9 protein-coding genes are annotated in these 12,803 nt (G+C 73.6%); 8 read left to right on the top strand and 1 reads right to left on the bottom strand.

Going from position 1 to position 12,803, the window contains the following annotated elements; genetic code table 11:
• Positions 1-43: 43 nt before the first annotated feature.
• From ABZ876_RS18700 to ABZ876_RS18675, 6 genes are all read left to right on the top strand, one after another.
• On the top strand, positions 44-877 hold the full coding sequence (locus ABZ876_RS18700; protein WP_361781835.1) for a MetQ/NlpA family ABC transporter substrate-binding protein: 834 nt from the start codon (positions 44-46) through the stop codon (positions 875-877).
• A 140-nt stretch (positions 878-1,017) separates the two neighbouring features.
• Positions 1,018-1,656, top strand: a complete 639-nt coding sequence (locus ABZ876_RS18695; RefSeq protein ID WP_361781832.1) for a GNAT family N-acetyltransferase — start codon at positions 1,018-1,020, stop codon at positions 1,654-1,656.
• A 130-nt stretch (positions 1,657-1,786) separates the two neighbouring features.
• Positions 1,787-2,998: a precorrin-6y C5,15-methyltransferase (decarboxylating) subunit CbiE gene (gene cbiE, locus ABZ876_RS18690; protein ID WP_361781829.1), complete on the top strand. Its 1,212-nt coding sequence runs from the start codon at positions 1,787-1,789 to the stop codon at positions 2,996-2,998.
• Positions 2,999-3,342: 344 nt separating this feature from the next.
• On the top strand, positions 3,343-7,020 hold the full coding sequence (gene cobT / locus ABZ876_RS18685) for a nicotinate-nucleotide--dimethylbenzimidazole phosphoribosyltransferase (RefSeq protein ID WP_361781826.1): 3,678 nt from the start codon (positions 3,343-3,345) through the stop codon (positions 7,018-7,020).
• 175 nt (positions 7,021-7,195) lie between these two features.
• Positions 7,196-8,428 carry a uroporphyrinogen-III C-methyltransferase gene (gene cobA / locus ABZ876_RS18680; protein WP_361781823.1) on the top strand — a complete coding sequence of 411 codons (1,233 nt, stop codon included), beginning with the start codon at positions 7,196-7,198 and terminating at the stop codon, positions 8,426-8,428.
• Between the two features lie 98 nt (positions 8,429-8,526).
• On the top strand, positions 8,527-9,345 hold the full coding sequence (locus ABZ876_RS18675) for an RNA methyltransferase (protein ID WP_361781820.1): 819 nt from the start codon (positions 8,527-8,529) through the stop codon (positions 9,343-9,345).
• 67 nt (positions 9,346-9,412) lie between these two features.
• Here the strand turns inward: ABZ876_RS18675 and ABZ876_RS18670 are convergent, their stop codons facing one another.
• Complete coding sequence (locus tag ABZ876_RS18670; RefSeq protein WP_361782078.1) at positions 9,413-10,720, bottom strand: protein kinase; 1,308 nt, start codon at positions 10,718-10,720, stop codon at positions 9,413-9,415.
• 661 nt (positions 10,721-11,381) lie between these two features.
• Between ABZ876_RS18670 and ABZ876_RS18665 the strand changes: the two genes are divergently transcribed.
• A complete protein-coding gene (locus tag ABZ876_RS18665; protein WP_361781817.1) occupies positions 11,382-11,588 on the top strand; it encodes a hypothetical protein in 207 nt (68 codons plus the stop codon).
• 287 nt (positions 11,589-11,875) lie between these two features.
• Complete coding sequence (locus ABZ876_RS18660) at positions 11,876-12,799, top strand: aminoglycoside phosphotransferase family protein (protein WP_361781814.1); 924 nt, start codon at positions 11,876-11,878, stop codon at positions 12,797-12,799.
• The last annotated feature ends 4 nt before the right edge of the window (positions 12,800-12,803 follow it).

Below are 12,803 nucleotides of genomic sequence, written 5' to 3'. Positions count from 1 at the left end.
CCACCCAAGGCGGGGCCGCACCACCCTAGGAAAGGCACTTTTCGTGCGTAAGACCGCCAAGATCACCACCGCCGTCCTCGCCGCGGGAGCCCTCACCTTCGGGCTCTCCGCCTGCGGCTCGGGCAAGAACTCGTCCTCCGCGTCCGACACCAGCGGCCCGCTGGTCGTCGCCGCGAGCCCGACCCCGCACGCCGAGATCCTCGACTTCGTCAGGGACAACCTGGCGAAGAAGGCGGGCCTCGACCTCGAGGTCAGGGAGTTCACCGACTACATCGCGCCCAACACGGCGACCGAGGACGGCTCCGTCGGAGCCAACTACTTCCAGAACCAGCCGTACCTCGACGACTTCAACAAGAAGCGGGGCACCCACATCGTGCCCGTCGTCACGGTGCACCTGGAGCCGCTCGGCCTCTACTCCCACAAGGTGAAGAACGCAGACGCCCTGAAGAGCGGTGCGACCATCGCCGTCCCGAACGACTCCGTCAACGAGGCGCGGGCCCTGAAGCTGCTCGCCTCGAAGGGACTCATCACCCTCAAGAACGGCACCGGCAACGAGGCGACTCCCCAGGACATCGCCGAGAACCCGAAGAAGCTCCGGTTCAAGGAGGTCGAGGCGCCCCAGACCCCGCGCTCCCTGGACGACGTGGACGCGGCGGTGATCAACGGCAACTTCGCCATCTCCGCCGGCCTCAAGCCCGCCAAGGAGGCCCTCGTCCTGGAGTCCCCGAAGAACAACCCGTACGGCAACTTCCTCGCGGTCAAGAAGGGCAACGAGAACGACCCGCGGGTCAAGAAGCTCGCGAAGCTCCTCACCTCGCCCGAGGTGAAGAAGTTCATCGAGGACAAGTACGCCGGCTCGGTCCTGCCCTCCTTCTGACGGCACGTACTCCGCGTATCGCCACGCACGGGGTCCACTCCCTCACCGGGTGTGGGCCCCGTGGTGCGTTTCCGTGCTCACATGCTGCATGCTGGGCAGTTCAGCAGGCCTGAAGGTTTTCCGAGGTTACGGAGCGGCGCATGACTGGCACCTTTCCCAACGTCTCCATCAGCACGGAGCGGTTGGTACTGCGCCCTTTCGACGAGTCGGACGTCGAAGCCTTCGCCGAGATGATGAACGACGAGCTCGTCACCGCCTGGACCTCCGTCCCCCAGCCCTACACCGAAGCCGACGCCCGCGCCTGGATCACCGAACTCGCCCCCGCCGAACGAGCCGAGGGACGCGGCATCGTCTTCGCCGTGGACGAGTTCCTCACCCAGCGCCTGGTCGGCATCGTCCACCTGCGGAACACCGACTGGCGGGTGCGCTCCACCGAGATCGCCTATGTGATCGCCCCCTGGGCGCGCGGCGAGGGCTACGCCTCCGAGGCGGCCCTGGCCACCGCGCAGTGGGTCTTCCACGACCGGCAGTTCGCACGTCTCGAGCTGCGCACCGCCGCCGACAACACCGCCTCCCAGCAGGTCGCGCAGAAGATCGGCTGCATCAGCGAGGGAGTCCTGCGCGGCGCCTGGATAGCCCGCGCCCGCGGCGAGAGCGGCGAGTGGACCGACGTGCGCACCGACCTCATCGTCTGGAGCCTGCTCCCGGAGGATCTGGACGGGGTCAGCGAGGAGCTGGCCGACAGCGGCGGTTTCACGTCGTTCTCGAACTGGCGCTGACGCCGGGGACCCACTCCAACCGGCCGGGCCCCCGGGCGGGCGGAACCGGCTCGACGGGGTACTCTCACGGAGCCCGCCGTGCGGGCTGCCCCCTGACGACCTGCGAAGACCTTCTGGGAGACTGACGACGATGGCCGACCGGGTCACGGTGATCGGCTGGGACGGCTCCCCGCTGACCGCCGCCGCGCGCTCCGCCCTGGGGGCCGCCACGCTCGTCGCCGGCGCGGCCCACCACCTCGATCTCCCCGAGGTGCCGCAGACGGCCGAGCGCATCCGCCTCGGCAGCCTCGCCCTCGCCGCCCGTCGCATAGCCGGCCACCGCGGCACCGCCGTCGTCCTCGCCGACGGAGACCCGGGCTTCTTCGGTGTCGTACGGACCCTGCGCGCCCCCGAGTTCGGTCTGGAGGTCGAAGTCGTCCCGGCCGTCTCCTCGGTGGCCGCCGCCTTCGCACGTGCCGGAATGCCCTGGGACGACGCGCAGGTGGTCGTCGCACACCGCCGCACCCTGCGACGCGCGGTGAACGTATGCCGAGCCCATGCCAAAGTCGCGGTCCTCACCTCACCGGGCGCCGGGCCCGCCGAACTCGGCCTGCTCCTCGACGGGGTCCACCGCACCTTCGTCATCTGCGAGGAGCTCGGCACCGAGCGGGAACAGGTCACCGTCGTCACCTCCGACAAGGCCGCCGACCACACCTGGCGCGACCCCAACGTCGTCATCGTCATCGGGGGACCGGTGAGCGTGACCGACGGCGGCGGCTGGATCACCGGCCGCGACCCGGGCGCGGGACCGCGCGGCTGGGCGCTGCCCGCCGAGACCTACGGCGGCGGGCTCGGCGAAGGGGAGACGGATCTGCTGCGCGCCGTCCAACTCGCCCGTCTCGGACCTCGGGTGGGCGACCTCGTGTGGGACATCGGCAGCGGAAGCGGGGCGTTCGCCGTGGAGGCCGCACGCTGCGGGGCGGCCGTCATAGCCGTCGACCGCGACCCCGACGCGTGCGGCCGTACGGCGGCCGCCGCCCGCCGCTTCGGCGTCCAGCTCCAGACCGTGCACGGCACCGCCCCGCACATCCTCGAGAACCTCCCCGAACCGGACGTCGTCCGCGTCGGAGGCGGGGGAGCCACGGTGGTCTCCGCCGTCGCCGACCGCCGCCCGCAGCGCATCGTCGCGCACGCGGCCACCCGCGACGCCGCCGAACTCGTCGGCAGGGATCTCTCCGAGCACGGATACGACGTCGAGTGCGCTCTGCTCCAGTCCGTCGAACTCGACACACGGGGCTGGACGGAGAAGGAACGGAGTGTCGCGTTCCTGCTCAGCGGGCGATTGCCCGACCGCTCCCCGTGATCCGGTTGTCGTACCGGCGCGGTAGGCTGGCCGACCGTTGTACCGCACTTGGGTGATCCGGCCCTACGTCAGCCAATGTCCGGAAACCATGCCTCTTTTGGGGTCAGTGTGGTACGGCAGAACCGGAGCGCGCGCAGAGTGGCGCAGTCCACAGCGGCTCGTCGTGGATCAGGCTGCCGCGACGGCGGGGCGGCCGCGAGAATGCCGTTCAATGGCTTTGTCGTCATTGTTGGCGGGTCGTTCGTGCCGCTGGGCACGCACGCTCGTTCTTCACTGCGGGCGGTCGGCGCGCCGTTCCGGGCGAGCTGGTCGTAGAGGCACTAACCGATGGGCGAGGGGTACGCATGACCGACACCGGCCAGGTCCCGGGTGAGGGACTGCCGGAGAGCGCAGGCATGGTGGATCAGCCGGGCGTCCTCGCGCCGGGCGCGTACACCTACCTCGACCCCTCCGACAGTGCCCATGAGGACGACGACCTGCTCCTGATGCCCGGCCAGCAGGGCGCATGGGGCAACGAGACGCCGCAGCCCGCCCAGGCCCCGGCGCCGTATCCCCATGAGCCGGGTCCGCACGAGGCGGCCGGCCGGGACAGCGGCTCGATCGACGTCGGCGCGGTCCGTACGCCGCCTCCGGCGTCCGTGCCGCAGTCGGGTCCGGCGCGCCGCCCGCTGCACCTCGGGCCGCCCACCCCGGACGCCACCTCGAGCCCGGTGCGTTCGCTCTCCGACCGTGGTCCGGCGGACGCGCCGATGCGCCCGGCGGGGCCGCCGACGACCGGGCCCGAGTACCTCGACGTGCCGCACCCCGGGGACAACTCCCCGCAGGGCGCGGTGCCGTGGGGCGCCCCGCCGCAGGCCGGGACCCCGGGCCCGGGAGGTCTCGAGGGGAGCGCCGCAGAAACGGTCGTTCCCGCAGCGGCGCCCGAGCCGGTGACGGTCGCGGAACCCGCGCCGTTCGCACCGGAGCCCGCGCCGTTCGCCCCCCAGGCCGTGCCGCCGGATCCGGAGGGTTCGGGGCAGTTCGAGGGGCTGCCGGCTGCCGCCGGTCCCGAGGCGTTCCACGCCCCCGAAACCCAGACGCCCGCGGCGCCGGCCGACTCGGCGTCGCAGAACGTCGTGGGCCTGCCGCAGGACATGCCGGGTCTTCCGCAGGACGCTCCGGGTCCTCCGCAGGGCGCCCAGGGCCTGCCGCAGGACACCGCGGGCCTGCCGACGGCCCAGCCCGCGATCCCGCACGTTGCGGACGCCGCCCAGGTCGTTCCCACCCCCGAAGGGACGCACGTCGGTCCCGAGGGCCCGTCCGCCGGGGCCGCGCCCGCCCCGCAGGACGCACCGCTCCCGGCCACCCCGGGGACGGCCGACGGCGTACCGGTCCCGGAGGCGTTGCCCGCCGAGGCCGCCCCGCCGGCCCCCGAAGCCGTACCCGCACCGGAGGCATCGCCCGCCGGCGACCCTGAAACGGCCCCCGACGCCCCGCTGCCGCACGCCGCCTCCTTCACCGCCGCGCCGAACGCACCGCAGCCCGCGGACGAAGGCGCCCACACGGGGGTGCCCCGGCAGGCGACCGACACCCCCGCCACCCCCACCACCCCCGCCACCGGCCTCCCGGTGCCGTCCGCACAGGCTTCCGAGCCCGGTGTGCCCGCACCGGACCCGCACGGGCAGGACCCGGCCCAATCGGTGCCCGCCGCGCCGGACCATCAGCCGGCCGACGCGGCGCACGACACCCCGTCCGTCCATGCGGCCGAGGGTGCGGCCCCGGAAACTGCTACTCCGCTTCCGGCGCCCGCCGTGGAGAAGGCGCAGCCCGCGGTCGCCGAGCCCGGCCAGGCGGTGCCGGCCGCCGTCGCCGCGGAGGCCGCGGCGGCCGCCGAGCATGCCCTCGGCGAGCGCCCCGCGCACGACGAGCCGACCGCCCTCACCGCGGAGTCTGCGGACCACTCGCTCGGCCGTTTCGTGCCCGTCGAGGGCACCGTGCCGGCCGGCCCCTATCTGGCCCCCACCCCGCCGCACGCCCTGCACGTGCCGCCGCTGCCCCCCGAGGACCGGGGAACCCTCGAGGAACCCGCTCCGGCCGGCGCCGAGCAGCAGGAGCCCCCGGCCGCCGCAGCGGCGACGGAGGAGCCCGTAGTCACCGTTCCCGCGCCCCGGGAGGGCGAGGTGTCCGCTCCGGAGCCGCGTATCGCGCAACCGGAGCCCGTAGTCGCACAGCAGGCGGAGGATCTGGACACCCGGGCCGCCGACCAGGAAGAGAGCACGGCCGCAGTGGAAGACGTACGAGAGTCCACCGGCCCGGCGGCACCCGGATACGACGACGCCGAGCGTGAGGCGGTGCTGCGCGTGATGCGCGAGCGCCGCGACATCCGCAACGGCTTCCGCAGCGACCCGATCCCCCATGACGTGCTGCTGCGGGTCCTGGAGGCCGCCCACACGGCGCCCTCCGTGGGCCACTCCCAGCCGTGGGACTTCGTCGTGATCCGTTCCGCCGAGACCCGCCGCACCATGCACGAACTGGCCCAGCGTCAGCGGGAGGCGTACGCCAAGTCGCTGCCCAAGGGCCGCGCGAAACAGTTCAAGGAACTGAAGATCGAGGCCATCCTCGACACCCCGGTGAACATCGTGGTCACCGCCGACCCGACCCGGGGCGGCCGCCACACCCTGGGCCGGCACACCCAGCCGCAGATGGCCCCGTACTCCTCCGCGCTCGCCGTCGAGAACCTGTGGCTCGCTGCCCGTGCCGAGGGCCTCGGCGTCGGCTGGGTCAGCTTCTTCGACGAGCGTGAGATGGTGCGCGCCCTCGGCCTGCCCGAGCACCTGGAGGTCGTCGCCTACCTCTGCGTGGGCTACGTCGACGAGTTCCCGGACGAGCCCGAGCTGATGCAGGCGGGCTGGTCCAAGCGCCGCCCGCTGTCCTGGGTCGTGCACGAGGAGACGTACGGCCGTCGCGCGCTGCCCGGCGAGGAGCCGCACGACCTGCTCGCCGAGACCGTGGCGGGCATCCGCCCGCTGGACGCCAAGGCACTCGGCGAGGCCTGGGAGCGTCAGAAGCGCATGACCAAGCCCGCGGGCGCGCTCGGCATGCTGGAGATCATCTCCGCGCAGCTGTCCGGCCTCTCCCGGCAGTGCCCGCCGCCGATCCCGGAGCCCGCGGCCGTCGCGATCTTCGCAGGCGACCACGGTGTGCACGCCCAGGGCGTCACCCCGTGGCCCCAGGAAGTGACCGGGCAGATGGTCGCCAACTTCCTCGGCGGCGGCGCGGTGTGCAACGCGTTCGCCAACCAGGTGGGCGCCGAGGTGTGTGTCGTCGACGTGGGCGTGGCCGCCGACCTGCCCGCGACCCCGGGCCTGCTGCCGCGCAAGGTCCGCCCGGGCACGGCGGACATGACGACCGGCCCGGCGCTCACCCGGGAAGAGGTCAGGCAGGCGATCGAGGTCGGCATCGAGACGGCCCGCGACCTGGTGGCCGCCGGCAACAAGGCGCTGCTCACCGGTGAGATGGGCATCGCGAACACGACGGCGTCCGCCGCCCTGATCGCGGTCTTCACGGACACCGACCCGTCCGATGTGACGGGCCGCGGCACCGGCATCAACGACGAGACGCTGGCCCGCAAGACGGAGGTCGTGCGCCGGGCGATCGAGCTGCACCAGCCGGACCCGGCCGACCCGATCGGCGTCCTCGCGGCCTTCGGCGGCCTCGAACACGCGGCGCTGGTGGGTCTGCTGCTCGGCGGCGCCTCCCTGCGCACCCCGGTGATCCTGGACGGGGTCAGCGCGGGCGCCGCCGCCCTGGTGGCCCGCGCGATCGCCCCCGAGGTCCTCGCGGCCTGCGTCGCCGGCCACCGCAGCGCGGAGCCGGGCCATGTCGCCGCCCTCAACAAGCTCGGCCTGCGCCCCCTGGTCGACCTGGACCTGCGCCTCGGCGAAGGTACCGGCGCGCTCCTCGCGCTGCCGCTCGTGCAGAGCGCGGCCCGCGCGATGCACGAGGTGGCGACCTTCGACTCGGCCGGGGTGACCGAGAAGTAGCCACACGGCGAGGCCCGGGGCGCCGGCCCCGGGCCTCCCCGGAGTGCCGTGGTCATGTCCACGGACCGGACCGACGGCGGCGTTCCGCTGCGCCGCACGTAAAATTCCCACGTCAGGGCCGCTCCGACGGCGTAGAGGCCCCTTCCGCACCGCCTGGACGAGGAGCCACACCTCCATGGCCGAACACCCCCCGTACCCTGTAGGGCTTCGCCTCTCCGGCCGCCGTGTGGTCGTCCTCGGCGGCGGTCAGGTCGCCCAGCGCCGTCTCCCGGCGCTGGTCGCGGCCGGCGCGGACGTCCGTCTCGTGTCCCCCGAGGCGACCCCCTCGGTGGAGGCCATGGCGGACGCGGGCGAGATCACCTGGATCAAGCGCCCGTACCGGGACGGGGACCTCGCGGACGCCTGGTACGCCCTCATCGCGACCAGCGACCCCGAGGCCAACGCCGCCGCCTCCGCCGAGGCGGAACGCCGGCGTGTGTGGTGCGTCCGCTCCGACGACGCCGACGCCGCCACCGCCTGGACCCCGGCGACCGGCCACAGCGAGGGCGTCACGGTCGCGGTGCTCACGACCGAGGCCAAGGGCCGCGACCCGCGGCACACCGCCGCCATCCGCGACGCCGTCGTCGAGGGTCTGCGCGACGGCACGCTCGTCGCCCCCCACCACCGCACCCGCACCCCCGGTGTCGCGCTGGTCGGCGGCGGCCCCGGCGACCCGGACCTCATCACGGTCCGCGGCCGGCGCCTGCTCGCCGAGGCCGACGTGGTCATCGCGGACCGGCTCGGCCCCCGCGACCTGCTCGCCGAACTCCCGCCGCACGTCGAGGTGATCGATGCTGCGAAGATCCCCTACGGCCGCTTCATGGCGCAGGAGGCCATCAACAACGCGCTGATCGAGCACGCCGAACAGGGCAAGTCGGTCGTCCGGCTCAAGGGCGGCGATCCCTTCGTCTTCGGCCGTGGCATGGAGGAGGTCCAGGCACTCGCCGAGGCGGGCATCGCATGCACGGTGGTCCCGGGCATCTCCAGCTCGATCTCGGTGCCGGGAGCGGCCGGCATACCCGTCACCCACCGTGGTGTCGCACACGAGTTCACCGTGGTCAGCGGTCATGTCGCCCCTGACGACGAGCGCTCGCTGGTCGACTGGCCGTCGCTGGCGAAGCTCACCGGGACCCTGGTGATCCTCATGGGCGTCGACAAGATAGGGAAGATCGCCGAGACCCTCGTGGCCCACGGCAAGGCGCCCGACACGCCCGTCGCCCTGGTCCAGGAGGGCACCACGGCAGCCCAGCGCCGGGTCGACGCCACCCTCGCGACGGTCGCCGAGACCGTGCGCGCCGAGGACGTGCGGCCACCGGCCGTGATCGTCGTCGGCCAGGTCGTGAAGGCGGGCCCCCGTCCCGGGGCATGACCCGAACCCGACCCACCTGTTCCAGCCGTTCGTAACCTGCGGTAACCCGGCCCGTTCCAGCCGTTGGCACCGCCCCCAGGACAAGGCAGTATCACCCTGTGGCCGATCTCATCACCGTCGAGGACCCCGCCGACCCGCGTCTGCGTGACTACACGGGCCTGACCGACGTGGAGCTTCGCCGCAAGCGCGAACCCGCCGAGGGCCTGTTCATCGCCGAGGGCGAGAAGGTCATCAGACGGGCCAAGGCGGCGGGTTACGAGATGCGCTCCATGCTGCTGTCCGCGAAGTGGGTCGACGTCATGCGGGACGTCATCGACGAACTCCCGGCCCCGGTCTACGCGGTCAGCCCGGAACTCGCCGAGCAGGTCACCGGCTATCACGTGCACCGCGGCGCCCTCGCCTCCATGCAGCGCAAGCCGCTGCCGACGGCGGACGAGCTGCTGGCCACCGCCCGCCGGGTGGTGATCATGGAGTCGGTGAACGACCACACCAACATCGGCGCGATATTCCGCTCGGCCGCCGCACTCGGCATGGACGCGGTCCTGCTGTCGCCCGACTGCGCAGACCCGCTCTACCGCCGCAGCGTGAAGGTCTCCATGGGCTCGGTTTTCTCGGTGCCCTACGCGCGCCTCGACACCTGGCCGAGGGGCCTGGACTCGGTCCGCGAGGCGGGCTTCACCCTGCTCGCGCTCACGCCCGACGAGAAGGCGAAGCCGCTCGACGAGACGGCACCGCACCGTATGGGGCGGGTCGCGCTGATGCTCGGCGCGGAGGGGGACGGCCTGTCCACGCAGGCGCTGGTCGCCGCCGACGAATGGGTCCGCATTCCGATGGCCCACGGAGTGGACTCCCTCAACGTGGGCGCGGCGGCCGCGGTGGCCTTCTACGCGGTGGCCACCGGACGACCCGGAGCCTAGGGCCTGCCTTTCGGATCAGCTCGGCGTCGCGGGGTGACCGCGCCGGAGGGCCGGTGCCGAGGACCGCTCAGCCGGCCCGGTTCAGCTCGCTCCGGTACTGCACGGCCATGAGGGGCCCGAGCCGCGGAGCGTACGACCGCTGCGGTCGTACCCCCTGGCGCACGCCCCCGTCGTCCAGCCCGCGCGCCGGGCCCTGGCAGCCCTGGGCGGCCGCGATACCCAGCGCCACCAGCAGCGTCACCACCACGAACACGAACAGCCGCTGGCGCAGCAGCCGCGGGTTGGCGGGGCGGCGGCCGGTCCCGGTGGTCCGGGGCGCCTGCCGCCCGGCCCCGCTGCGGGGTGCGGGCCGGCCGCCGGAGCGGGTCGTGTTGCGCTGCGAGGGGGTCGGGCGTGCCCCGGGCCGGGAGCCGTTGCTGCGGGGTGGGGGAGTACCGGGGCCCTGCGGACGCCGTACGGTGCGCTGCTCGGCGTACTGGTCCGCGAGCCGCCCCGTCGGCCGGTCCGGCTCGCCGCGCTGAGCGGGCGGCCTCACATCCACGATCCCCTGCGCCTCCCGGGCCGCGATCTCCTTGAGCCGCAGGGAGAGTTGAAGGGTGCTGGGCCGTTCCTCGGGGTCCTTCGCCAGGCAGGCGCGGACGAGCGGGGCGAGCGCGTCCGGCACCCCGTGCAGCTGGGGCTCCTCGTGCACCACGCGGTAGAGCATCACCTCGGAACTGCCGTGCCCGAAGGGGGAGTCGCCGGTGGCCGCGTACGCCAGCGTGGCGCCGAGCGAGAACACGTCCGTGGCCGGGGTCACGGCGGCCCCGCGCACCTGCTCGGGTGCGAGGAAGCCGGGCGATCCCACGGCTGTGCCGACGTGGGTGAGCGTCGATGCGCCCGTCGCCCAGGCGATGCCGAAGTCGATGATCCGCGGCCCCTTCGGGGACAGCAGGATGTTGGACGGCTTGAGATCGCGGTGGACGACCCCGGCCTCGTGCACCGCCACCAGACCCTCGGACAGCGCGGCGCCCACGGCGGCCACGTCGGCGGCCGTCAGGGGGCCCTCCTCGGCGACCTTGTCGTGCAGGGAGGGGCCGGGCACGTACTGGGTGGCGAACCACGGACGGTCCGCCTCGAGGTCGGCGGCCACGAGCCGCGCCGTACACCCGCCACGAATCCGCCGTGCCGCCGAGACCTCACGCGCGAAGCGCGACCGGAACTCCTGATCCTCCGCCAGATCCGGGCGGATCACCTTCAGCGCGACCCGCTGGCCCCGCTTGTCGGAGCCCAGGTAGACGACGCCCATCCCGCCCGCGCCGAGCCGCCGGTGAAGTCTGAACGAGCCGACGACACGCGGGTCCTCACGCCTGAGGCGCATCATCGCCATGTCCATCCCCGCTGCCCGGTCCGTCTGACGAGCCACAGCTTACGTTTCCACGGGCATGTCCGCGCAGAGGCCGCGCCCTCTCGCCCCGATCGATTGTCGGTGCGGGACGGGAAAATTGAAGGGCGGTCAGGACGGGGATGAACAGGACGGCCGCACACCGACCATGATCGCAACCACCGTTCGGCACAAGGCTGTTGATCCCGTGAAGGGTGATCGTGCCGGGACGGCCGCGGGCGCCGGGGACACGAGGTGCGCCCACGGGGCGGTGACGAGCGGGACGGACCGTCGGTGGGAGACCACGGCGGGCGGGGGAGGGACGGAGTGAGCGAAGTCACCCGGTGAGCGCCCCGGGGGGCGATGCCGGGCGCACGGTCCGGGACGGACGGGGCGGAGCGGACGGCGGGGGCCGACGGTGCGGAGCAGAAGGGGTACGGCGGGCGTCCCTTCCGGGAAACCCCTGAGACCCGGGCCCGCTTCTCCACCCAGGGGAGTACGCCGCAGGTCATCGCTCATCCTCCGGGAGGCCCGGCAAGCGGTACGAGGGCATGACGACCCCAGCCCTCCCGGAGCCTAGATTTGAGGTCAAGCGGCGGGTGGAGCACTCGTCCCCCGAGGTCAGACACCCGCCGCTGCCAACGACAGCAGCACCACGGTCAGGAGAGGGACCATGGCCCACACGGCACCGCGGACACTCATCCGCACGCGGGAACGCAGGACGTACGACGCGTTCGGCACCCGCCGTCCGGGCCACCGCCACCCGCTGGTGGCGACCGCGATGGTCCTTCCCCTGGCGGCCCTGCTCGTGTACGTCTTCGGCGGCTGGGAGGCAGTGGTCACACAAGCGTCGTCCGTGGGAGTGATGCTGGGGCGCTGAGCGGCGCCCCGGGCCCGGAAGAGCGGTCCGGGCGGGGACATCCACCCATGAAACCCCGTGGGGACGGGGGTGCGGCGGACGGCACAGACGCCCGCGCAGCTGGGGAGCTGCGCGGGCGTTTTTCTTGTCGGCCGCGATACCGGATTGCCGGTTCGTCGAACGCGGGGAGGCGTATCCCGTACCGCCCGGCCTGAGCACCGGGCACCTGGAGCGTCAAGCCCCCTCATCCTGGCCGCCCCCTTGCCCGTACGCTGCCGACACAGCCACCCGCACACCCCAGAGGACCAGTGAACGTACTCCTGCCCGCGCTGACCGCGAAGGCGCGTGCCGCGGCGCATCCGGTCGGCGGGGCCTGCCGCTGCGCCGCCCCGGGAACGGTCCTGGCCGAACGCGGTGACGCCGCCGCAGTCGTTCGCCACGGCGACACCGTCGCCAAGGCCCATGCCCCCGGCACCGACCCCGACGGCCTCTCCCTGCGCCTCGCCGTCGCCAGCCGGCTCCCCGGCATCCTCCTCGCACCCCTGCGTCCCGCCCCCGTAACCCTGCACGAGCGCCTCGTCACCTTCTGGCCGTACGGCGCCCCGGTGGACCCCGACGACCCCGGGGCCGCTCCCTGGGAGGCGGCCGCCGGTCTCCTCGCCCGGCTGCACCGGGCCCCCGCCCCCGCCGGACTGCCCCCCATGCGCGGTCCGGCCAAGGCCGCCCGAGCCGTCCGCCGGCTGCGCGCCGCCGGCCCCCACCCCGCCGCGGAGCCCGTCCTGCGCGCCTGGGCCGCTCTCCCGAAGTGGGCGCGGGCGCAGGCTCCCGCTCCGCCCGCCCGGATCCTGTGCCACGGCGACCTGCACCTGGGCCAGCTGGTCCGCCGCCCCACGGGCACCGGCAGGTGGCTCCTCATCGACGTCGACGACCTCGGTGTGGGGGACCCGGCCTGGGACCTGGCCCGCCCGGCCGCCTGGTACGCCTGCGGTCTGCTCCCGCCCGACGAGTGGTCCCGCTTCCTGGCCGCGTACCGGGAGGAGGGCGGCCCGGCCGTGCCCTCCACCGGCGATCCCTGGCCCGCCCTGGACGTCCCGGCCCGCGCCCTCACCGTGCAGACCGCGGCCCTGGCCATCGCCAAGTCCACCGCCGAGGAACGCCCTTTGGACGAGGTGGAGCAGGCGGTCGTCGACGCCTGTGTCCGAATGGGACGGATTCCACCGGGGTTGGCGTGAAGAC

Source organism: Streptomyces sp. NPDC046931 (genome assembly GCF_040644655.1).
In the GTDB taxonomy this organism is placed as follows: domain Bacteria; phylum Actinomycetota; class Actinomycetes; order Streptomycetales; family Streptomycetaceae; genus Streptomyces.
This window is presented reverse-complemented; position numbering and strand designations above follow the sequence as displayed.

Excerpts from the sequence above, each read along its gene's own strand:
- cobA (WP_361781823.1), top strand. The coding sequence starts at position 7,196 with ATGGCCGAACACCCCCCGTACCCTGTAGGGCTTCGCCTCTCCGGCCGC.
- cbiE (WP_361781829.1), top strand. The coding sequence starts at position 1,787 with ATGGCCGACCGGGTCACGGTGATCGGCTGGGACGGCTCCCCGCTGACC.
- ABZ876_RS18670 (WP_361782078.1), bottom strand. The coding sequence starts at position 10,720 with ATGGACATGGCGATGATGCGCCTCAGGCGTGAGGACCCGCGTGTCGTC.
- ABZ876_RS18665 (WP_361781817.1), top strand. The coding sequence starts at position 11,382 with ATGGCCCACACGGCACCGCGGACACTCATCCGCACGCGGGAACGCAGG.
- ABZ876_RS18695 (WP_361781832.1), top strand. The coding sequence starts at position 1,018 with ATGACTGGCACCTTTCCCAACGTCTCCATCAGCACGGAGCGGTTGGTA.
- cobT (WP_361781826.1), top strand. The coding sequence starts at position 3,343 with ATGACCGACACCGGCCAGGTCCCGGGTGAGGGACTGCCGGAGAGCGCA.